Origin of the sequence: Pseudomonas sp. ADAK21 (assembly GCF_012935735.1) — a bacterium.
Lineage (GTDB): Bacteria > Pseudomonadota > Gammaproteobacteria > Pseudomonadales > Pseudomonadaceae > Aquipseudomonas > Aquipseudomonas proteolytica.
The window spans coordinates 3,812,458-3,834,210 of record NZ_CP052857.1 but is presented as its reverse complement, the minus strand read 5'-3'; the positions used below and the strand labels follow the sequence as shown (position 1 = coordinate 3,834,210).

The window sequence follows — 21,753 nt, the reverse complement described above, 5'->3', positions numbered from 1 at the left end:
CGAGGCACCGAGTGGTGGGGCAAGAGCGCTTTGGTTACTTTGGACTGGGCCGGCACTCCGGCTCTTCGAAAGTGACCCGCCGTCAGGGCGGAACCCATAGCCGCCGTGACCGCAGCAACGGATATGTACCCAGCCCCAAGAACCACCAAAGAGTTGTGTAGATACTCATGGCCATCGCGGGCAAGCCAGCGCCTACCGAAGTACGCGTACGCTTTAACGATCAGGGAGGCAGCGATACCCGCCGTTACTGCCGCTCAATAATCCCGCCATCGCCCTCTCAAGCATTTTTTGCAAGATTCCAAGCCCCTCATATGGCTACACTGCGCAGGTAGCGCGGGCCGGATGCCTGCGTAGAATGTCGACATCAGTGTGGTAGCGGGAGAGTGGCGTGCTAAGAAGAATGGGGATAAAAGGCCGCGTACTGTTGCTGACCTTATTGCCTACCAGCCTGATGGCATTGCTGCTGGGCGGTTATTTCACCTGGATGCAGCTTTCGGACCTGCAAACCCAGCTGCTCAATCGCGGCGAGATGATCGCCGAACAGTTGGCGCCGCTGGTGGCGCCGGCACTGGGCAGCAAGAACATCGATCTGCTGGAGCGCATCGCGACCCAGTCCCTGGAACAAGTCGATGTGCGGGCCGTGTCCTTCCTGGCGCCCGACCGCTCGTCCCTGGCCCATGCCGGCCCGACCATGCTCAACCCTCCGCCCATCGGCAACAGCTCACACCTGTTGCAACGCACCGACAATGACGCCACCCGCTACCTGCTGCCCGTGTTCGGCCGCCATCGCAACCTCGCCGGCGAGCTGATTCCCGACGAAGCCGACCGCCTGCTGGGCTGGGTCGAGCTGGAACTGTCCCACAACGGCATGTTGCTACGCGGCTATCGCAGCCTGTTCGCCAGCCTCCTGTTGATCGCCGTCGGCCTGATCTGCACCGCGGCCCTGGCATTGCGCATCAGTCGCACGATCAACTCACCCATCGGGCAGATCAAGCAAGCGGTGGCGCAGCTCAAGGATGGCAACCTGGAAACCCGTTTGCCGCCCTTGGGCAGCCAGGAGCTGGATCAACTGGCGTCCGGTATCAACCGCATGGCCGAAACCCTGCAAAACGCCCAGGAAGAACTGCAACACAGTATCGACCAGGCCACCGAAGATGTGCGCCAGAACCTGGAAACCATCGAGATCCAGAATATCGAGCTGGACCTGGCCCGCAAGGAGGCCCTCGAGGCCAGCCGCATCAAGTCGGAGTTCCTGGCCAATATGAGCCATGAAATCCGCACGCCGCTCAACGGCATCCTCGGTTTTACCCACCTGCTGCAGAAAAGCGAGCTGTCGCCCCGTCAGTTGGATTACCTGGGCACCATCGAAAAATCCGCCGACAACCTGCTGGGTATCATCAACGAAATTCTCGACTTCTCGAAAATCGAAGCCGGCAAGCTGGTACTCGACAATATTCCGTTCAACCTGCGCGACCTGCTGCAAGACACCCTGACCATTCTCGCCCCGGCCGCCCACGCCAAACAGCTGGAGCTGGTGAGCCTGGTCTACCGCGATACGCCCCTGTCCCTGGTGGGCGACCCGTTGCGTCTCAAGCAGATCCTCACCAACCTGGTGAGCAATGCCATCAAGTTCACCCGCGAGGGCACTATCGTGGCCCGGGCCATGCTTGAAGACGAGCAGGAAGACAGCGTACAACTGCGCATCAGCGTGCAGGACACCGGCATCGGCCTGTCCAACCAGGATGTACGCGCCCTGTTCCAGGCCTTCAGCCAGGCCGATAACTCACTGTCCCGCCAGCCCGGCGGCACGGGGTTGGGCCTGGTGATCTCCAAGCGCCTGATCGAGCAGATGGGCGGTGAAATCGGCGTCGACAGCACGCCGGGCCAGGGTTCGGAGTTCTGGATCAGCCTCAACCTGCCCAAGACCCGCGACGATATCGAAGACCTGCCCTCCCCGCCGCTGCTGGGCCGGCGCGTGGCGGTGCTGGAGAATCACGAACTGGCGCGCCAGGCCCTGCAACACCAGTTGGAAGACTGTGGCCTGGAGGTCACGCCGTTCAACAGCCTGGAGAACCTCACCAACGGCATCACCAGCGCGCACCAGACCGAACATGCCATCGATCTGGCGGTGTTGGGCATCACCGCCAATGACATTCCGCCAGAACGCCTCAACCAACACCTGTGGGACCTCGAACACCTGGGCTGCAAAGTCCTGGTGCTGTGCCCGACCACCGAGCAATTGCTGTTCAACCTGTCGGTGCCCAACCCCAACAGCCAGCTGCAGGCCAAACCGGCCTGCACCCGCAAATTGCGCCGGGCACTGTCCGACCTGATCAGCCCGCGGCCGTTGCGCAGCGAGCCCGGCGAACCGTTGTCCAGCCGCGCGCCACGGGTGCTGTGTGTCGATGACAACCCGGCCAACCTGCTGCTGGTGCAGACCCTGCTCGAAGACATGGGCGCCAAGGTCCAGGCCGTGGAAAGCGGCTATACCGCCATCGAAGCGGTGAAAAAAGAAGCCTTCGACCTGGTGCTGATGGATGTGCAGATGCCCGGTATGGACGGGCGCCAGAGCACCGAGGCGATTCGCCAGTGGGAAAGCGAGCGCCATGGCACACCGCTGCCTATCGTCGCGCTGACGGCCCATGCCATGGCCAATGAAAAACGCGCCCTGCTGCAAAGCGGCATGGATGACTACCTGACCAAACCCATCAGCGAGCGGCAACTGGCCCAAGTGGTGCTGAAATGGACCGGCCTGGCCTTGCGCAATCAAGGCCCGGAGCGCGCCGTCGAAGGCCACGGCCCCGCCGCCCAACTGCCAGTGCTGGACCATGAGGAAGGCCTGCGCCTGGCGGCCGGCAAGGCAGACTTGGCCGCCGACATGCTGGCCATGCTGCTGGCGTCCCTGGAAGCCGACCGCGAGGCGGTGTGCATCGCCCGCGAAGCCAACGACAATAACGCGCTGATCGAACGGGTCCACCGCCTGCACGGCGCCACCCGCTACTGCGGCGTGCCGCAATTACGCGCCGCCTGCCAGCGCGCCGAAACCTTGCTCAAGCAAGATGACGCCAAGGCCATCGCCGCCCTCGATGAGTTGGACATGGCGATTGCCCGCCTTGCCAGCGAAGCCCGGGTCAACGCCTGACAGAGAACAACACGCCAACCCCCCATGACGGGCAACATACCTGTAGGAGCCGGCTTGCCGGCGCCTACAGGTACCACACGCTATCTTGCAGGGAGCCCTTTGATGCGCATCATTGTATTCAGCAGCCAGACCTATGACCGCGACAGCTTTCTCGCCGAACCGCTGCCCGCAGGCATGGAGCTGCAATTCCAACCGGCACGCCTGAACCTCGATACCGTGGCCCTGGCCGACAAGCACGAAGTGGTCTGTGCCTTTATCAACGACGACCTCAGTACAGCGGTGCTCGAACACCTCGCCGCCGGTGGCACGCTCCTGATCGCCCTGCGCTCGGCCGGCTACAACCATGTGGACCTGGCCGCCGCCAAACGCCTGGGCCTGACCATCGTGCGGGTGCCTGCCTACTCGCCCCACGCGGTGGCCGAACATGCCGTGGCCCTGGTGCTGGCCCTCAATCGTCGCCTGCACCGCGCCTACAACCGCACCCGCGACGGCGACTTCAGCTTGCACGGCCTGACCGGTTTCGACCTGGTAGGCAAGACCGTTGGCGTAGTGGGCACCGGGCAGATCGGCGCGACCTTCGCCAAGATCATGGCCGGTTTTGGCTGCACCTTGCTGGCCTACGACCCCTATCCCAACCCGCAGGTCGAAGCCCTTGGCGCGCGCTATGTCGACCTGCCCCAGTTATTGGCCCAGGCGCAGATCATCAGCCTGCACTGCCCGCTGACCGCCGACAGCAAGCACTTGATCAATGCACAATCCCTGGCCCATATGCAGCCGGGGGCGATGCTGATCAATACCGGGCGCGGCGGCCTGGTGGATACCCCGGCGCTGATCGAAGCGCTCAAGGACGGGCAATTGGGCTACCTGGGCCTGGATGTGTACGAGGAAGAAGCCCAACTGTTTTTTGAGGACCGCTCGGACCTGCCGTTGCAGGACGACGTGCTGGCGCGCCTGCTGACCTTCCCCAATGTGATCATCACCGCGCACCAGGCATTCCTGACACGCGAAGCGCTGGCGGCGATTGCCGGGACCACCCTGGCCAATATCCAGGCCTGGGCCAGCGGTCAACCGCAAAACCTGGTGCACGGATGATCAACGGTCACATACCGCGCGCATGGTAAACAGGCGAGCGTGATAGGATGCCGCGCCTATTTGGAGGATCCATGGCCGAACACGATTTCCGCTTCAGTTTGCTGAGCCCACAACACACCCTGATCGAATGCCGCGCCCTGGTGCCGGGTCGTTACCAAGTCACCGGCAATGGTGGCTCGATCAAGCATGGCGACGTGCTGATCGTCACCTTGCGCGGCAGCAAGACCCTGTCGATGCGCCTGACCGTCGAAGGCGATGCGCGCTACTCCATCCGCCCGGCCGGGCAATGGGTCGCCATGGCGCAAGGGCCGAAGTTCGGCGAGCTGGAAATTCACACCTGGAAGGTCAACTGCGACAGCTGCGACGCGGTGCTGGAGTTTGAGTTCTCGGTGGAGACCAAGCTGACCAAGGAGCCACTGCAACCGGCGGCCACCGCGCGCATTGCCGAGCTGGGCTGGGCCACTGTCGGTGATAAACACCGTTGCCCGAAATGCCAGAAGGCCGCGCAATGAAGCGCCTGCTGGTGCTCGCCGCGCTGGGCGTCGGCCTCGCAGGCTGCGCTAGCGATGAGGTCAAGCTCAAGCAGGATCACAGCTACATCGTCGAATGGATCGGCGAACGGCCGCTGATGGATTACGCCCACCTGACCGTGACCCTCGGCGCCGATGGCCGGGCCTATGGCAATGGCGGCTGCAACCACTGGTTCGCGCCCTACAGCCTGGACGGTGACAAGCTCAGCTTCGGCAAGATCGGCAGTACCCGCAAGCTGTGTGCCGAAGCCCTGATGGAGCAAGAGCAGCGCTTCTTCAAGGCCCTGGAAACCGTGCAGCGCTGGGATATCTCGCCCATCGAGCAAACCCGCTTCTGGCCTGCCGAGGGCAAGCCTCTGCGCCTGTGGCTGGAAGAAGGCTGACCCAACGCCTGTAGGAGCGAGCTTGCTCGCGAAGAACTTCAACAAAAACCCGTGCATCCAGGATGAACGCGGTGCCTGTGAGTGCTTCGCGAGCGAGCTCGCTCCTGCAGATATCGCGAAGCTTCAGCCGCGCAGCTCTTTGAGTTTGGCCAGTACACCTTCCGCCGTCTGCTCACCCAACATCTGCGCCCGCACCTTGCCCTTGTCATCGATGATGTAGGTCACCGGCAACGCTTCGCTGCGCGGGATCTCAAAAATCGCCTCGGGGTTCTGTGCCAACACGGTGAACTTGATGCCCAGCTTCTCGCTCGCGCTCTTGAGTTCTTCACCCTGCACGTTGTCGAAGTTGACGCCGAACACACTCACCGGCTGGCCCTTGAGCTGCTCGGCCAGGGCGTTGAGCTCAGGGATTTCGATGCGGCACGGGCCACACCACTCGGCCCAGTAATTGACCACCAGCCATTGCTTGTCGACGCGTTCGGACGCGACTTTCTGACCGTATTGGTCGACGCCATAATCATTGCCGCAGCCACTGAGCAGGAGGGTGGTGATAACTGCCAGTGCGCCTATCAGTCGCCGTGTCATGGGGTAATCCTTAGCAAAAATGAACGTGGGCTGCGGCCGATCGCCTCTTACGGTTTAAGCACAAGCCACAGCGCAGGTAGAATACCCGCCACCTTACGCAAGATGCGACCCGCACATGACCGATCTGACGCTTTATCACAACCCGCGCTGCTCGAAATCCCGCGGTGCGCTCGAACTGCTGCAAGCCCGTGGCCTGGCGCCCACCGTCGTGCGTTACCTGGAAACCCCACTGGACGCCGCGCAGCTTGAAGCCCTGCTCGGCAAACTGGGGATCAGCGCCCGGCAACTGCTGCGCACCGGCGAAGACGAATACAAGACCCTCAACCTGGCCGACGCCAGCCTCAGCGAGGCGCAATTGATTGCTGCCATCGCCGCCCACCCCAAGTTGATGGAACGGCCGATCCTGGCCACCGCCGACAAGGCCGTGATTGGCCGCCCGCCGGAAAATATCCTGGAGATCCTGCCGTGAGCGCGCCCTACGTCCTGGTGTTGTATTACAGCCGCAACGGCTCGGTCAGCGAAATGGCCCGGCAGATTGCCCGGGGCATCGAGCAAGGCGGCCTGGAGGCGCGCCTGCGCACGGTGCCGGCAATCTCCAGCGAGTGTGAGGCCGTAGCGCCGAGCATCCCGGCCGAAGGTGCGTTGTACGCCAGCCTCGACGACCTGAAGAACTGCGCGGGCCTGGCCCTGGGCAGCCCGACGCGCTTTGGCAACATGGCCGCGCCGTTGAAGTACTTTCTCGACGGCACCAGCAACCTGTGGCTGACCGGCGCCCTGGTCGGCAAGCCAGCCGGGGTGTTCACCTCGACCGCCAGCCTGCACGGTGGCCAGGAAACCACCTTGATGTCGATGCTGCTGCCACTGCTACACCACGGCATGCTGATCACCGGCCTGCCCTACAGCGAACAGGCGTTGCTCGACACCCAGGGCGGCGGTACGCCCTACGGCGCCAGCCACCATTCCGGCGCTGACGGCAAGCGTGCCCTGGACCCCCATGAAATCGCCCTGTGCCGCGCCCTCGGCCTGCGCCTGGCGAAGACGGCAGCGAAACTGGAGAGTGGCCGTGGCCAAGAAGCCTAAAGTCCTGCCGCCCCAGGCCTGGCTCGAACCCCGGGTCAAGGTGGCACGGGCCTTGAGCCTGCTGGCGTTTTTTGGCCTGGTAGGCCTGCTCTGCGTTTACTACCTGCTGGTCGCCGACCTGCATGGCGCCCGGCCCTGGGTGATCCTGCTGATCGAACTGGTGCCGCTGCTGATCCTCGCGCCAGGCATGCTCATGGGCAGTGCGCGCGGGCATTCGTGGATGTGTTTTGTGGTGAACCTGTATTTCATCAAGGGCGCCCTGGCGGCCTATGACCCCAACCGCCAGTGGTTTGGCGTGCTGGAGATGCTGGCGAGCGTGGCGGTATTCTGCACGGCGCTGCTGTATGTGCGTTGGCGGTTCCAGCTCAATCGGCGGTTGGCCATGTAGGAGCGAGCTTGCTCGCGGAAAACGTTAACGATGACGCGGGCATTCAGAATGCACGCGGCGCCCTCAGGTTTTTCGCGAGCAAGCTCGCTCCTACAGGTCAATGGTTGACGGTATAGGCCAGCATCATCGACAACTGGCACATCGGCCGCCCGCTCTCGGCGTGCCACTGGTTGAACGCCGCCTGCACCGTCGCCAGGTCCCGCAGGCTGGTGGGGGCCTTGTCGACAATCTTCTGCGCATTGAGCGCCGCGACCACGTCATAGCTCGGCACAAAAGTGTCCTTGCCTACCATGCGCAAGAAGCGCGGCGCGGACAACCCGCCCAACTGGTGGCCGTGTTTGCTCAGGTATTTCCAAAGCCCAACGATATCGGTCACCGGCCAATCGGCGATCAGTGCGCCGAAGCTGCCCTTTTCCTGCGCGACGTCGAGAATCATCTGCGCATTGCGTGGCACGCTCTTGAGTTTGCCCAGGTGGCGGATGATCCGCGTGTCCTGCATCAGGCGCTCAAGGTGCTCGGCGCCCATCAAAACGACTTTTTCTGGATCAAAACCAAAGAACACCTGCTCGAACGCCGGCCACTTGGCGTCCACCACACTGTGCTTGAGCCCGGCGCGGAATACCCGCAGCGACAGGGTCGACAGGTAGCGATCATCGCTGATCTGGCGCAACTGCGCTGGCGTCTTGGGCACCGGCAGGTGGGCTTCCAGCTCGGCCGCCGAACCAAAGCGGTTCAGACAGTATTCGTGCAGCCATTTGTAATCGCGCATGCCCTCTCCTACGGGTTGAAATGAAAACGGCGCCCATGAGCGCCGTCTGTCAGAGCCTGGAAAAGGCTCAGAGGTTCACAATGTTGACGAAGCGCGAAGCGGCGGTTTCATCGATGCGCAGGCTGGTGAAGTCGAACAGGTTGCGGTCGGCCAACTGCGACGGGATCACATTCTGCAGGCTGCGGAAGATGCTTTCGGTGCGCCCCGGCGTCTTGCGTTCCCACTCCTGGAGCATGTCCTTGACCACCTGGCGCTGCAGGTTCTCTTGGGAGCCGCAGAGGTTGCAGGGGATGATCGGGAACTGCTTGAAGTCGGAGTAGGCCTGGATGTCCTTCTCGTTGCAATACGCCAGCGGGCGGATCACCACGTTGCGCCCGTCATCGGCACGCAGCTTGGGCGGCATGGCCTTGAGGGAGCCGTTGAAGAACATATTGAGGAAGAAGGTCTCGACGATGTCATCACGATGATGCCCCAAGGCCATCTTGGTCGCGCCGATTTCATCGGCAAAGGTGTACAGGGTGCCACGACGCAGGCGCGAGCACAGCGAGCAGGTGGTCTTGCCTTCCGGGATCAGTTCCTTGACCACCGAATAGGTGTCTTTCTCGACGATGTGGTATTCGATGCCGAGAGTCTTGAGATAGGCCGGCAGCACATCCTCGGGGAACCCGGGTTGTTTCTGGTCCATGTTCACGGCAACGATGTCGAACTTGATCGGCGCGACCTTCTGCAGGTGCATCAGCACGTCCAGCATGGTGTAGCTGTCTTTGCCGCCAGACAGGCAGACCATGACCTTGTCGCCCTCCTCGATCATGTTGAAGTCAGCGACAGCCTCACCGGCCAGGCGCCGCAGGCGTTTTTGCAGTTTGTTCTGATTGACGGTAAGGGTGCCCATGGCGCTTGGATCCGCGAAAAGGTGTGTGACGAAAAGCCGGGTATTTTAGCGGTATGGAGCACCGAGTTCCAATGTGGGAGGGGGCTTGCTCCCGATGGCGGTGGATCGATCAATAAATCCGCTGCCTGACCTACCGCTATCGCGGGCAAGCCCGCTCCCACAGGGGACTGCATTCCACGTCACAGACCCAGGCGCGATTAAGCCCAGTGTTTACAGTGCAATTTGCTCTAAAGCCACACACTTTTTCCGGTCATCACTTCCTATACTGCGACTTGAGGTCGCACATATATCCAGACCTTTCAGGCCACTTGGCCGGCGGGCGCTCCGCTTGGGGGGCGATGGTAATAACGACAGGAGTGACTGGCATGATCCATCACGTCGTGGGGCTTTTCACCCATCCCGACCAGGAATGGCGGGAAATTCGTGGCGATAAAGAAGAAAGCATCGGCCACATGTACCTCACTCACACGCTGATTCTCGCGGCGATCCCCGCCATATCGGCTTTTATCGGCACCACCCAGGTTGGCTGGGTCATCGGCAATCGCTCCCCGGTCATGCTGACCCAGGACAGTGCGTTGTGGATGACCATCATGTCGTACCTGGCGATGCTCGGCGGCGTCGCGGTGATGGGCGCCTTCATTCACTGGATGGCGCGCACCTATGACGCCAACCCGAGCATGGCGCGCTGCGTCGCGTTCGCCACCTACACCGCCACGCCGCTATTTATCGGCGGGCTGGCGGCGTTGTATCCACATATGTGGCTGGGCATGGTGGTGGGCACGGCGGCGATTTGCTACACCGTCTACCTGCTGTACGTGGGGTTGCCGACCTTCATGAGCATCGACCCGGACGAAGGCTTCCTGTTTTCCAGCTCGGTGCTGGCGGTAGGCCTGGTGGTACTGGTGGCGATCATGGCCTTTACCGTGATTGTCTGGGGCCTGGGCGTGGGGCCGATCTACACCAACTGACGCGCTTTCAACCGCAGGAAAAGCCACCGCAAGGTGGCTTTGTGCGTTATGCATGACCATTCGGCGCCTGACAGATTCGGAAATACCCTTGGATGCGGCATACTGGACGTCTCTGGAGATATGTACAGCATGCCCGAGCAACTCAATACCCGCGTCGAAGATTGTTTCCTGCAAGCCGAATCCTTTTTCAAACGAAGTTTCAAACGCCCCCAGGTCAGCCTCAAGCTGCGTGGGCAGAAAGCCGGTGTCGCGCATTTGCACGAGAACCTGCTGCGCTTCAACCCCCAGTTGTATCGAGAAAACAGCCAACACTTCCTCAAACAGACGGTGGCCCACGAAGTGGCGCACCTGATCGCCCACCAATTGTTCGGCGAGCGCATCCAGCCCCATGGCGAGGAATGGCAACTGATCATGCGCGGGGTCTACGAACTGCCGCCTGATCGGTGCCACACCTATGAGATCCAGCGACGGCGCGTGACCCGTTACATCTACCGGTGCCCGTGTGCCGACAGTGACTTTGCGTTCTCGGCCCAGCGCCATGGGTTGGTGAACCAGGGGCGGCGGTATTTGTGCCGGCGCTGTCGGGAGACGTTGGTGTTTACTGGGGAGACGCGGGTGGAGTGAGGTTTTGGGGTGCCTGTTCTGGACCCATCGCGGGCAAGCCCGCTTGTATGTTTAGACTTGAAGGGGTGGGCGGCGACTAAAAGCCCGATTCCGACTCTAGCCAGTACGGACCGTGGGAGACTTCTCGTCCCGCCCTTTCTACCCTAAGCGCCGATAAGGAATTCATCGGGAAAACCGACAATAGAGGCAAGCCAGCGCTGGGATAGACCCCGACAAGCCCTTAAACCCTAGCTCCGAGGATTAGTTATGACAATCCTTACTTCACCAACGGTTGTGGGTATCGATGTGGCCAAGGCCGAAATCGTTGCCTACCGCGAAGACCTCAACGCCACTCAAGCCATTGCCAACGACCGCGATGCTCTTGGCCGCTGGCTCAACACATTACCTGCCAACAGCTCAATTGCCCTGGAAGCCACCAGCACTTACCACTTGGACACAGCTGAACTCGCCCATGAAATAGGACATCGGGTTTACGTTGTAGACGCTTATCGGTTGAGCCATTACCGCGAAAGCATTGGCCAGCGGGCGAAAACCGACCCTTGTGATGCACGTTTATTAGCGCGCTACCTGAGCAGCGAGCAGAAACGGCTACGGCTCTGGAGTCCACCTCCGCAGGCTTACAAGTTATTGAAAAGCTTGCTACACCGACGTGCAGAACTTATCAACTTGCGTGTAAGCCTCACACTGAGCTGGTCAGGCGAACCGCTTTTGAAAGACGAGTTGGCCCAGCAGTTAAAGTCCTTCAAACAAGCTGAGCAGGTCATTCAGAAGTTGCTGCACAAGGTCAGCAAAGAGGCGGGCATCACCGAAAATATCAAGCGCTGCAAAGCCATTGAGGGAGTGGGTGATCTTACGGCTACTGGTCTAGCGACAGCCTTCATGCGCGGTCAGTTCGCCAATGGCGATGCATTCATCGCTTTCTTGGGGATGGATCTGAGACCAAAAGACTCCGGAAAAAAGGCCGGCCCTCGGCACTTGAGTAAAAAGGGCGATTCAGAGTTGCGGCGCCTTGCTCACAACGCAGCGATGGCCGCTAGCCGATCTGCGACCTGGAAACCGTACTACGAGTCCTACCTGGCCCGAGGACTGGCAAAGACCCAAGCCCTGGTAATCCTCGCCCGCAAGCTCTGCCGGGTGGCATTCGCGCTGATGAAAAACCAGAGCGAATACCAACCGAACTTAAGGTTGCAGGGTTTACCTGCAACATAGAATCTCCCACATTTTGATTTGTGAATACATTCAGAATGTGAGAGCGGGCTTGCCCGCGATGGGGCCAGAACAGCCACTACCCCACCACCTTGGCCCCCCGCAGTTCGGCAATCCGCTGAAGACTGAAACCCAACTCCCCCAACAACTCATCACTGTGCGCCCCCACCGCCCCCCCAATATGCCTCGGCGCCGGCAACCCCTCGGAAAACTTCAGCGGGCACGCCATCTGCGCCTGGAACGAACCATCCCCGCGGGGCACCTGGCTCACCAGCTCCCGGGCCTGTAACTGCGGGTGTTCAAGGGCTTCGCCCAAACTGAGGACCGGTTCCACGCAGGCATCCACCCCAGCGAACAACGCACACAGCTCCTCAAAACTGTGCCGCTCAAACTCGACCTGCAATGCCTGCTTGAGTGCCTTCTGCTGCTCGGGCTTGGGCGACAACCCCAGGGCCGCCAGTTCCGGGCGCCCCAGCGCGCCACACAGTTGCTGCATAAACCCTGGTTCCAGGCTGCCCACCGACAGCCAGCGCCCGTCCCGCGAGCGGTAGTAATCGTAGAAGCTACCGCCATTGAGCACCTGGTCTTCGCGCCCGGGCTCCACGCCACAGGCCAGGTAGGCCGCGCCGGCCATGGCGTTGAGGCTGAAGGCGCAGTCGGTCATGCTCACATCCAGGTACTGGCCCACCCCGCTGTGCTGCCGGGCAATCACCGCCGCGAGCAGGCCGACCACGGCGTGCAACGAGCCACCGCCCACATCGGCCAATTGCACGCCGAGGGGCAGCGGGCCGCTGTCCTCACGCCCGGTGTAGCTGGCGACGCCAGACAGTGCCAGGTAATTGATGTCATGCCCGGCGCGATCCTTGTAGGGGCCCGTCTGGCCGTAGCCGGTGATGGACACATAGATCAGCTTCGGGTTGATCGCCTTCAGCGCTTCATAACCCAAGCCCAGGCGTTCCATGACCCCGGGGCGGAACTGCTCCAGCACGATGTCGTAGTCGGCGACCAGTTGCCGCACGATCTCCAGCGCCTCGGGCTGCTTGAGGTCCAGGGCCAGGCTGCGCTTGTTGCGGTTGAGGTAGGCATGGCTGGCCGACACGCCACGGTCGTGGGGCGGCAACACGCGCAACAGGTCCATGCGCGTCGGGGATTCGATGCGCAGTACCTCGGCGCCCATGTCCGCCAACAGCAACGAGGCAAAAGGCCCCGGCAACAAGGTCGAGAAATCCAGCACTTTGAGGGACGCCAAGGGGCCTGACATGGGAGCTCCGATTCCAGTTCGATGGGGCACAGAGTAGTCAGCCTTGGGCGCCAGCGGCAATTACCGTAACCATCATCGACAGTGACCGTTGTGCTCGTGCGCCCATAAAAAAACCCATCCGAAGATGGGTTTTTTAGTGTGCCTCAGCGTTTACTTGATCGCTGGCGCCGGGCCTTCGGCTACGCCCAGGTCATCCAGTTCGCGGGTTTCGGAGATACCGGTACCGCCGGAAGCCAGCTCGCTTTGCAGCTTGTCGGTGTCCAGTTCCTTGACCCATTTGGCAACGACGATGGTCGCTACGGCGTTACCCACCAGGTTGGTCAGGGCACGGGCTTCGGACATGAAGCGGTCGATGCCGAGGATCAGCGCCAGGCCGGCAACCGGCAGGTGGCCAACAGCCGACAAGGTTGCGGCCAGTACGATGAAACCACTGCCAGTCACGCCTGCAGCGCCTTTGGAGGACAGCAACAGCACCAGCAACAGGGTGATCTGGTGGGTGATGTCCATGTGGGTGTCAGTCGCCTGGGCGATGAACACGGCAGCCATGGTCAGGTAGATCGAAGTACCGTCGAGGTTGAAGGAGTAGCCAGTCGGGATAACCAGGCCAACCACCGACTTCTTCGCGCCCAGGCGTTCCATCTTGATCAGCATGCGCGGCAGTGCGGATTCAGAGGAGGAAGTACCCAGTACGATCAGCAGTTCTTCACGGATGTAGCGCACCAGTTTCAGGACGCTGAAGCCGTGGGCGCGGCAGATGCCACCCAGTACTACCAGCACGAACAGGATGCAGGTGATGTAGAAGCAGATCATCAACTGGCCCAGTTGCACCAGCGAGCCAACACCGTAGGCACCGATGGTGAACGCCATGGCGCCCAGGGCACCGATTGGCGCGAGCTTCATGATCATGTTGATGATGTTGAACATCACGTGGGCGAAGCGATCGATGAAGTCCAGCACCGGCTTGCCGTAGGCACCCAGGCGATGCAGGGCAAAACCGAAGATCACCGAGAACATCAGCACTTGCAGGATATCGCCGTTGGCGAAGGCGCCGACGATGGTGTTCGGGATCACGTTGAGGATAAAGCCGACGATGCTCTGGTCTTTACCGGCGGTGACATAAGCAGCCACTTTCGAAGCGTCCAGGGTGGCGACGTCGATGTGCATGCCAGCACCTGGCTGTACCACGTTGACCACGATCAGGCCGATCAACAGGGCGATGGTGGAGACGATTTCGAAGTACAGCAGCGCGTAGCCGCCGGTCTTGCCCACCGACTTCATGCTCTGCATGCCGGCGATGCCGCTGACAACGGTACAGAAGATGATCGGGGCGATGACCATTTTGATCAGCTTGATAAAGCCGTCACCCAATGGCTTGAGGGCCACACCGGTCTGCGGGTAGAAGTGACCGAGCAGGATACCGATAACGATGGCAACGATTACCTGGAAGTACAGGGTTTTGTAGAACGGCTGACGAGTCGTCATTGCAAAGTTTCCTCAAGAGTCCCGTGTGGCAAATATCCGCCATTGCCCACGACACTTGAATTGCGAACCCTCCTGCACTGGAGGGATTTGTTTTGGCGATCTGCTGGCTGGCAGGTCTGTACTCCTTATCGCAAACCGCGTGCCACTTTCCTGAAAAACCCTGTAACCCTTGGCTCATAGGGGCTGACGGAAATTCATGGCTGTTTCAGGGGGGCGCGCAGGTGGCGGATATCCGCCCACCCGCCTAATCTCGTCCTACAATTTGGCGGATATCCGCCTTGTCCAGCCCAGACATGATGGCTACCATCGGCCACTCAATGGACGAGGCCCCTGCATGCGCGAACGCACCATCGCCAGTCATTACGCCCGCGCTGCCTTGGGCGGTGCGCACCGGGCCGGCTACGACTGCTCGACGCTGCTGCAGCAACTGGGCATTACCCCGCAATTGCTGGCAGAGCCCCGCGCACGCATCGCGCCGGAGCAGTTCACGCAGCTGTTGCAGAGGCTGTGGCTGGCCCTGGATGACGAGTACCTGGGTTTCGCCGATGGGCCGAGCAAGCGTGGGACCTTCGCCATGATGTGCCACGCGCTGATTCACTGCCGCACCCTGGAGAAGGCGCTGGAGCGCGGCCTGTTGTTCTATAGCCTATTCCCCCAGGGGCCGCGCTGGCGCCTGAGCCGCGAAGGCGATATGGCCTGCCTGAGCCTGGATGACTCGCAACTGTGGGACCCGGATCACTTTTTGAGCGAGTCCCTGCTGGTGATCTGGCATCGCCTCGGCAGTTGGTTGATTGGCCAGCGTATCCGCCTGGAGCAAGCGACGTTCAGCTACCCGGCGCCGGCCCATGCCAGTGAGTACGACCTGCTGTTCCCTTGCCCCCTGGTGTTCAGCGCAGCCCGCAGCAGCCTGGTGTTCCATAGCCGCTACCTGAGCCTGCCGCTGCTGCAGGACGAGCGCACCCTCAAGCATTTCCTCGAGCGCTCCCCCGCCGACCTGCTGTCGCGACCGGACGAAGGCGACAGCCTGAGCAGCCAGTTGCGGCGTCTGTTAAGCCGCGACCGCACACCCTGGCCCGACCTGGAAGCCGTGGCGCAGCACCTGCACATCAGCCCACAGACCCTGCGCCGGCATTTGCGTGAGGAAGGCACCAGCTTCCAGGCACTCAAGGATGAGCTGCGGCGGGATATTGCGATTTTTCATCTGGGGCGGGCGGATCTGTCGTTGCAGGAGATTGCCGAGCAGTTGGGGTTTTCCGAGCCGTCGGCGTTTCACCGGGCGTTCAAGAAGTGGACGGGGGTGACGCCGGGGGCTTATCGAGCGCAGGAAAGTTGAGGATGTATTGTTTGGACGGGCGCCATCGCAGGCAAGCCAGCGATGCGCATAGGTATCTACACGACTTTCAGAAACTGACGCCCCCCGTGGCGAGCGGGCTTGCCCCGCGCTGGGCTGCGAAGCAGCCCCAAAACCAGCCGCTGCGGTGTATCTGGTACAACGCATTCGGCTTATTGGGGCTGCTTCGCAGCCCAGCGCGGGGCAAGCCCGCTCGCCACAACTGCGCTATCTGCCTGGATTTAGGCGTTGCGGCAAAGTTGTGTAGATACCGATGCTGCGATGCGGCCGGTCAATCCAATAAAGATCAAACAGCCGGAAAATGAATCCTGAACGCCGCGCCCCCTAGAGGCGAATCCCCCAGGGTCAACCGTGCGCCGTAGCTTTCAATAATGTCCTTGACCACCGCCAACCCGATCCCCTGCCCCGGATGCTGGCGGTCCAACCGCTCACCGCGCTGCAGGATCCGCGCACGTTGGTCGGGAGGCACACCGGGGCCGTCGTCTTCGATGCACAAGCGCACGCCATCGGCACTTTCATCCAGGGTCACGCGCACCTCACTCAGGCACAGGCGGTAGGCGTTTTCCAGCAGGTTGCCGAGCAACTCCAGCAAGGCGCCTTGCTCGATGGGCACGTCGCACTGCTCTGGTAGCGCGAAAGACACGCGCACGCGCTTGTCGCGGTAGACCTTGTCGAGGGTGTCGCACAGGCTTTGCAGCACCGGGCGCAGGCGCACCTGGTGGCGTACCAGGCCGCTTTTACGCAGGCTGGCGCGCTGCAATTGATAGCTGATCTGCTGGCTCATGCGTTCGATCTGCGACTGCAAGACCCGCGCCTGTTCAAGGTCCTGGGGGCGCTGGGCCATGTCTTCACTCACCCCCTGCAACACCGCCAGCGGGGTTTTCAGGCTGTGGGCCAGGTCGTCCAGGGAGTCGCGGTAACGGGTGCGCTGCTCGCGCTCGCTATGGAGCAGGCGGTTGAGGGAACCGGTCAGGCGCAGCAGCTCCCGCGGGTGTTGCTCGCTGAGGCTTTCCCGGGTGCCGCCTTCGATTTCATCCAGCTCCTGGCTCAGCCGGCGCAAGGCCTGCAAGCCCCAGGTCAGGCCGATCCACAGCAGGCTCAGCAGCACCAGCAAGGCGGCGCCAAACCCCAGGTAGAGGTTCTCCCGCAGGCCTTCAAGGGTCACTTGGTATTCGCGCACCGGTTGCAGGGCGACAATACTGAACGCCGCGCTCTTGCCCCCCAGCAGCTTGACCTCGACGTCATAGACGAAGAATTCCTGGCCGTTGGCTTCGCGGATCTTCGCAAACTCGTTGCCGCGCCCGTCGTAGCGCGGCCGGTAGTTGATGTTTTCTTCCCTGGTCGCCCGCGAACGCCAGACCAGATGGCCTTCACGGTCGTAGATATAGCCCAGCAGGCGGCTATCGGTCAGGTTGAAGCGCTCGTCCGGCAACTGCGCCGGCATCAGCAAACGGTTGTTATCGACCCGCGCGGCAGAGATCAGGGTGGTCACATCGGACGCCAGGCGCTGCTCGATGGAATCCTGCAACGCCAGGCTGAACGCGCCCTGCATCGCCGGTAACAGCCCGAGCATGAACAATACGGCCAAGGTGGTGGCCGCCAGCATCAGGCGCACACGCAGCGAACGAATCAACGGCAGCGCTCGTTAAACATGTAGCCCAGGCCACGCACGGTGTCGATAGGCTTGAACCCGGCCGGGCCTTCGAGCTTGCGACGCAGGCGGCCGACCAGCACTTCGATCACGTTCGGATCACGCTCGTCATCATCGGGATAGAGTTGTTCCATCAACCGATCCTTGGCCACCACTTGCTGGTGATGACGCATCAGGTACTCGAGGATCCGGTACTCATAGGCCGTCAGCGCCAGGGGCTGCTCGTCCAGGGACGCCTGCTTGCGGTTGAGGTCCAGCAGCAAGGGGCCGGCGACGATGGTCGATTGGGTAAAACCGCTGGAGCGGCGCAACAGGGCGTTCATCCGCGCCTCCAGCTCTTCGAACTGGAACGGCTTGACCACATAGTCATCGGCCCCGGCGGCCAGGCCTTCGACCTTGTCCTGCCAGTTGCCGCGCGCGGTGAGGATCAGGATCGGGAAGGTCTTGGCCTGGGCCCGCAGTTGGCGGATCAGGTCCAGGCCGCCCATGCCCGGCAGGCCCAGGTCGATGATCGCCAGGTCATGATTGAATTGCCCAGTCTGGTACAGCGCTTCTTCGGCGTTAGCCACGGCTTCGACCACGTGGCCGCTGTCGCCAAGACGGGTCAGCAGGTGATGGCGCAACAACGCCTCATCTTCGACAACCAGCAATTTCATAACACTCTCCAAGGCCAATCCACCGTCCCGCAGGGAACCATCATAGCGGCCCTGAAGGTATGCTTGCGCAGTTTACGGCGGTTGAACTGAACACAGTCTGAACCGGCGGGCTACCCAGGCAGGTCCCGCCCCGTGCAGAATAGCCGGCATGAACCCGATACCCGCCTGCTGCACCCCACTTGATGACCATTGGCCGCTGCCCGCCACCTTGCCCGGCACGGTGTTCCTGAGCACGCGTTTCGAGCCCAAATTGCTCGAACCCGGCGACTTCCAGCGCTGCGCCGTGCCGCCGCCGGCCAGTATCCAACGCTCGGTGGCCAAGCGGCAGGCGGAGTTTCTGGCGGGCCGGCTGTGCGCCCGCAGCGCCTTGCAACGGCTAGAAGGCCTGGACTTTATCCCCGCCATCGGTGAGGACCGCGCCCCGGTGTGGCCCTCGCATATCAGCGGCTCGATCACCCATAGCACCGGGCATGCCGCCGCCATCGTCGGCCACAAGGCCCAGTGGCGCGGGCTGGGCATGGACCTGGAAAACCTATTGCCCCTTGAGCGGGCCGAGCGCCTGGCCGGGGAAATCCTTACTCCGGATGAGATGCAGCGCATGGCCACAGGGCCAAGGGAGCAGGTTGCGCAGCTGGTGACCCTGACGTTTTCGGCCAAGGAGAGTCTGTTCAAGGCGCTCTACCCGATTGTGCAGAAGCGTTTCTACTTTGAGCATGCCGAGGTGATGGAGTGCTCCGATTCGGGATTTTTGCGCTTGCGATTGCTGACGGATTTGTCCAGTGAGTGGTGTTATGGCAAGGAGCTGGAGGGGCAGTTTGCGGTGGATGACGGGCAGTTGTTGAGCCTGGTGGCCATCGGTGCCTGATATAGCGCTATCGCAGGCAAGCCAGCTCCCACAGTTGACCGAGTACATCCCTTGAAATGCAGTCAACTGTGGGAGCTGGCTTGCCTGCGATGACCACCTCAAGTCTTGTCCTGATCCCGCGGCCAGCTCAGGCTGAAACACGCCCCGCCCAGGTTGTTGCTCTTGCTGATCAATGCCCGGCCGCCGTGCCAGTAGATAATCCGCCGCACAATCGACAAACCCAGGCCATGCCCACCCGAGGCGCGTGTACGGCTGTCATCAAGGCGCAGGAATGGGGTAAAGATCCGCTCCCAGGCGCTTTCCGGCACGCCTGGGCCATCGTCTTCGACGTCGATACGGCAACGCACCTGCCCCACCTGGTAACTGATCAGCACCCGCGACTGCGCATGGCGCATGGCATTGCTCACCAGGTTTTGCAGGGCGCGGTGCAGGTAGCGCGGCTCGGCGTCGACCCAGGCCGCATCCAGGTGCGCCGATGACAGACACACGCCCCGCGCCACCTCGATCTCTGGCCGCAAGGGTGCCAGCTCGCCGATCACCTGGTCGAGCAAGGCACTGAGGTCGACCCGCTGGAAACTCAGGGCCGGCGAACCCTGCTCCAGGCGCGCATAGGTGAGCATTTCATCCACCAGGCCGTCGAGGTCCTGGATATCACTGTCCATGCCTTCCATGTATTTGCGCCGGGCTTCGGGCGTCGCGGCGTCGCCGATCATCTCCAGGCCAAAACGCAGGCGGGCCACCGGGGTGCGTAACTCATGGGACACCGCGCGCACCAGTTCACGCTGAATCGCCAACAGGCGCTGCAAGTGCTCGGCCATGCCGTTGAAGGCCGCCGCCAGGCGCCCTACCGAGTCGGCACCGCGCGCCGGCACCCGCGCTTCCAGGTTGCCCTTGGCGATGCGCGTGGCGGCCGCTTCGAGCCCGCGTAGGCGGCGCTCCAGTTGGCGTACCAGCAAATACACGATCAAGCCGATCAGGGTCAGACCAATCAATGCAATCAGCACCAGCCATTGCGCCGGGTAAGGATTCATCTGGTACAGCGGGCCGATTTCCAGGACCCACGGCGTGCCGACCATGCCGGCAAACACACGGATCGAGTCGCCGCCCTTGCCCAGGGCCATCACCGTGTCGCCTTCGGCCACGCGACGCCGCTGGTCCTCGTCCATGTCCGCTTCGTCGAGCTTGAGCAGGTGCATTTCAAAGCCGAAGCCCTTGGCGTCTTTCAGGTCGGCCAACCGTTGCGGCTGCTCGGCCACAGGAAAACGCACCAGTTCGTCGGCCAGTAAATAAATGGTGGCCCGGGCCAACTGCTCGCTGATCTGCTGCACTTCGCCGGTGAGCAGCAGTTGCTCCTTCTCACTGACCAGGCGCAACACCCGGGCCGCATGGGGCCCGGTCTGCTCCACCAGGACCTGGCCGCGCTGCAGGCGATTGCGCTGGCTCAGGTCCAGGCGGGCATCCGCCACCGTCTGCAATTGCAAGGGAATCCCCAGCAATCGCTCCCACACCGCCAGGGCGCGCTGGCGCTCGATGCTGCTCATCGGCTGCAGGTTGTCGCCCATCAGGGCAAAGGTGCCGTGGGCCAGCCGCTCGCGGTACTGGCCGCTGCGCACCTCATTGAGCAGGTGCAGCGCCAATACGCCAAGCAGGGCCACGAGGATCAGCGCCGCGCACATGCCGCCATAGATACGCAGGAAGATCGAGTTCACGACAGCATATCGGCGGCAGCTTCGGGGACGAACAGGTAGCCTTTGCTGCGAATGGTCTTGATCAGGCGCGGATGGATGGGGTCGTCGCCGATTTTCGGGCGGATCCGCGAGATGCGTACGTCAATGGAGCGGTCCTGGCCGTCGTAGCCGATACCGCGCAAGGCGGTGAAGATCTCTTCCCGGGACAGGATGCGCCCGGCATTGGCCACCAAGAGCCACAACAGATCGAATTCGGCGCTGGTCAGTTCGATGCCGCCATCGTGCAGCCAGGCTTCGCGCAAGGCGTTGTCGACCACCAGGGGGCCGAATTGCAGGCGCCGCTGTTTTTCCGGGGCGGCAGGCTCGGCGCTTTCGCTGCGCCGCAACAGCGCCTGGATCCGCGCCAGCAGCAAGCGCGGGCGCACCGGCTTGCACACATAGTCATCGGCCCCCATGTCCAGGCCCAGAACCTGGTCCATGTCGTCGGTACGCGCGGTGAGCATCAGGATCACCCCGTCGTAGCGCTCGCGCACCTTGCGGCAGATGCTCAGGCCGTCTTCGCCGGGCAGCATCAGGTCGAGGATTACCAGGTCCGGCTGCTCGGCAATGATCCGCGCCACCGCCAGGGCTCCGTCGCCCTCGATGGAGACCCGCAGGCCGTTGCTTTCCAGGTAGTCACGGGTCAACTCAGCCAGCCGCTGGTCGTCCTCGACAATCAGTACCTGCCAGGCTTCTTGCTCCACGGGTGGTCCTCGTTTTTATAAGAGATTTGTCAGGACTGCGCAGGTTCAAATGTAGGAGCGGGCTTGCCCGCGATAGCAGTGTGTCAGGCAACATACCTACTGCTGATCCACCGTTATCGCGGGCAAGCCCGCTCCCACATTTTGATCTTCGCCAGCCGTACCAAATTTGTCATGCATAAAGGGCATAACAGTGTAGGAATAAAGGCCGATTGTAGCCATGGCCTGACCCTGCAACACAAGCCAGGAAATGCATTCGGTGATCGCGATTTTTTGTGATAGGGTTCGCGCCCGCAAAAATCCAACCGGGTGTTTTCAGCTTGGAATATTCGGTGACAAACGGTGCGATGCAGCAGTACTGCGGCCTACACGGCGGTTCCACCTTTCATACACATTTTAC

21 protein-coding genes are annotated in these 21,753 nt (G+C 61.9%); 12 read left to right on the top strand and 9 right to left on the bottom strand.

Annotated features, from left to right (window positions below; all coding sequences use genetic code 11):
- Positions 1–388 precede the first annotated feature (388 nt).
- From HKK57_RS17390 to HKK57_RS17375, 4 genes are all read left to right on the top strand, one after another.
- Positions 389–3,142: a response regulator gene (locus tag HKK57_RS17390; RefSeq protein ID WP_029299730.1), complete on the top strand. Its 2,754-nt coding sequence runs from the start codon at positions 389–391 to the stop codon at positions 3,140–3,142.
- Positions 3,143–3,244: 102 nt separating this feature from the next.
- Positions 3,245–4,234, top strand: coding sequence for a 2-hydroxyacid dehydrogenase (locus HKK57_RS17385; RefSeq protein WP_169390482.1), 990 nt, complete (start codon positions 3,245–3,247; stop codon positions 4,232–4,234).
- 71 nt (positions 4,235–4,305) lie between these two features.
- Positions 4,306–4,746: a hypothetical protein gene (locus HKK57_RS17380; protein WP_029299734.1), complete on the top strand. Its 441-nt coding sequence runs from the start codon at positions 4,306–4,308 to the stop codon at positions 4,744–4,746.
- The gene (locus HKK57_RS17375) at positions 4,743–5,147 is read left to right on the top strand and encodes an META domain-containing protein (RefSeq protein WP_029299736.1); all 405 of its coding nucleotides are present in this window, start codon (positions 4,743–4,745) and stop codon (positions 5,145–5,147) included. Before HKK57_RS17380 ends, HKK57_RS17375 begins: the two co-directional genes overlap by 4 nt.
- Before the next feature lie 123 nt (positions 5,148–5,270).
- On the opposite strand, the gene HKK57_RS17370 is transcribed toward HKK57_RS17375, so the two are convergent.
- On the bottom strand, positions 5,271–5,732 hold the full coding sequence (locus tag HKK57_RS17370; protein WP_169390481.1) for a TlpA disulfide reductase family protein: 462 nt from the start codon (positions 5,730–5,732) through the stop codon (positions 5,271–5,273).
- A gap of 115 nt (positions 5,733–5,847) precedes the next feature.
- On the opposite strand from HKK57_RS17370, the gene arsC reads away from it, so the two are divergent.
- From arsC to HKK57_RS17355, 3 genes are read left to right on the top strand one after another with little or no spacing between them, the layout of a single operon-like run.
- Positions 5,848–6,201 (top strand): arsenate reductase (glutaredoxin), encoded by a 354-nt coding sequence (gene arsC, locus HKK57_RS17365; RefSeq protein ID WP_092237613.1) that lies wholly within the window; start codon positions 5,848–5,850, stop codon positions 6,199–6,201.
- Positions 6,198–6,812 carry an NAD(P)H:quinone oxidoreductase gene (gene wrbA / locus HKK57_RS17360; RefSeq protein WP_029299742.1) on the top strand — a complete coding sequence of 205 codons (615 nt, stop codon included), beginning with the start codon at positions 6,198–6,200 and terminating at the stop codon, positions 6,810–6,812. Before arsC ends, wrbA begins: the two co-directional genes overlap by 4 nt.
- Complete coding sequence (locus HKK57_RS17355) at positions 6,796–7,200, top strand: DUF2069 domain-containing protein (RefSeq protein WP_029299744.1); 405 nt, start codon at positions 6,796–6,798, stop codon at positions 7,198–7,200. Before wrbA ends, HKK57_RS17355 begins: the two co-directional genes overlap by 17 nt.
- A 97-nt stretch (positions 7,201–7,297) precedes the next feature.
- Here HKK57_RS17355 and HKK57_RS17350 read toward each other — a convergent pair whose 3' ends face one another.
- Together HKK57_RS17350 and ttcA are read right to left on the bottom strand one after the other, a co-directional pair.
- The gene (locus HKK57_RS17350; RefSeq protein WP_032861540.1) at positions 7,298–7,969 is read right to left on the bottom strand and encodes a DNA-3-methyladenine glycosylase I; all 672 of its coding nucleotides are present in this window, start codon (positions 7,967–7,969) and stop codon (positions 7,298–7,300) included.
- 67 nt (positions 7,970–8,036) lie between these two features.
- Positions 8,037–8,861: a tRNA 2-thiocytidine(32) synthetase TtcA gene (gene ttcA, locus HKK57_RS17345; RefSeq protein WP_029299748.1), complete on the bottom strand. Its 825-nt coding sequence runs from the start codon at positions 8,859–8,861 to the stop codon at positions 8,037–8,039.
- A gap of 365 nt (positions 8,862–9,226) precedes the next feature.
- Here ttcA and HKK57_RS17340 point away from each other — a divergent pair, with 365 nt between their 5' ends.
- From HKK57_RS17340 to HKK57_RS17330, 3 genes are all read left to right on the top strand, one after another.
- On the top strand, positions 9,227–9,829 hold the full coding sequence (locus HKK57_RS17340) for a Yip1 family protein (protein WP_029299750.1): 603 nt from the start codon (positions 9,227–9,229) through the stop codon (positions 9,827–9,829).
- 129 nt (positions 9,830–9,958) lie between these two features.
- Positions 9,959–10,453, top strand: coding sequence for a SprT family zinc-dependent metalloprotease (locus HKK57_RS17335; protein ID WP_029299752.1), 495 nt, complete (start codon positions 9,959–9,961; stop codon positions 10,451–10,453).
- A 246-nt stretch (positions 10,454–10,699) separates the two neighbouring features.
- Entirely contained in the window at positions 10,700–11,662 is a 963-nt protein-coding gene (locus HKK57_RS17330) for an IS110 family transposase (protein WP_092232475.1), read from the top strand.
- 76 nt (positions 11,663–11,738) lie between these two features.
- Here the strand turns inward: HKK57_RS17330 and HKK57_RS17325 are convergent, their stop codons facing one another.
- Both HKK57_RS17325 and HKK57_RS17320 read right to left on the bottom strand, forming a co-directional pair.
- Entirely contained in the window at positions 11,739–12,920 is a 1,182-nt protein-coding gene (locus tag HKK57_RS17325; protein WP_169390480.1) for a CaiB/BaiF CoA transferase family protein, read from the bottom strand.
- Between the two features lie 150 nt (positions 12,921–13,070).
- The gene (locus HKK57_RS17320) at positions 13,071–14,402 is read right to left on the bottom strand and encodes a dicarboxylate/amino acid:cation symporter (protein WP_092237622.1); all 1,332 of its coding nucleotides are present in this window, start codon (positions 14,400–14,402) and stop codon (positions 13,071–13,073) included.
- 334 nt (positions 14,403–14,736) lie between these two features.
- Between HKK57_RS17320 and HKK57_RS17315 the strand changes: the two genes are divergently transcribed.
- A complete protein-coding gene (locus HKK57_RS17315; RefSeq protein WP_029300716.1) occupies positions 14,737–15,735 on the top strand; it encodes an AraC family transcriptional regulator in 999 nt (332 codons plus the stop codon).
- 304 nt (positions 15,736–16,039) lie between these two features.
- Here the strand turns inward: HKK57_RS17315 and HKK57_RS17310 are convergent, their stop codons facing one another.
- Both HKK57_RS17310 and HKK57_RS17305 read right to left on the bottom strand, forming a co-directional pair.
- Positions 16,040–17,386, bottom strand: coding sequence for an ATP-binding protein (locus tag HKK57_RS17310; protein ID WP_070994657.1), 1,347 nt, complete (start codon positions 17,384–17,386; stop codon positions 16,040–16,042).
- Complete coding sequence (locus tag HKK57_RS17305) at positions 17,383–18,060, bottom strand: response regulator transcription factor (RefSeq protein ID WP_029300720.1); 678 nt, start codon at positions 18,058–18,060, stop codon at positions 17,383–17,385. The genes HKK57_RS17310 and HKK57_RS17305 overlap by 4 nt, the downstream gene beginning before the upstream one ends.
- A 148-nt stretch (positions 18,061–18,208) precedes the next feature.
- Between HKK57_RS17305 and HKK57_RS17300 the strand changes: the two genes are divergently transcribed.
- The gene (locus tag HKK57_RS17300) at positions 18,209–18,925 is read left to right on the top strand and encodes a 4'-phosphopantetheinyl transferase family protein (protein ID WP_169390479.1); all 717 of its coding nucleotides are present in this window, start codon (positions 18,209–18,211) and stop codon (positions 18,923–18,925) included.
- Positions 18,926–19,023: 98 nt separating this feature from the next.
- On the opposite strand, the gene HKK57_RS17295 is transcribed toward HKK57_RS17300, so the two are convergent.
- Positions 19,024–20,634, bottom strand: a complete 1,611-nt coding sequence (locus tag HKK57_RS17295; protein ID WP_070994659.1) for an ATP-binding protein — start codon at positions 20,632–20,634, stop codon at positions 19,024–19,026.
- Positions 20,631–21,356: a response regulator gene (locus tag HKK57_RS17290; RefSeq protein ID WP_029300726.1), complete on the bottom strand. Its 726-nt coding sequence runs from the start codon at positions 21,354–21,356 to the stop codon at positions 20,631–20,633. The genes HKK57_RS17295 and HKK57_RS17290 overlap by 4 nt, the downstream gene beginning before the upstream one ends.
- Between the last annotated feature and the right edge of the window lie 397 nt (positions 21,357–21,753).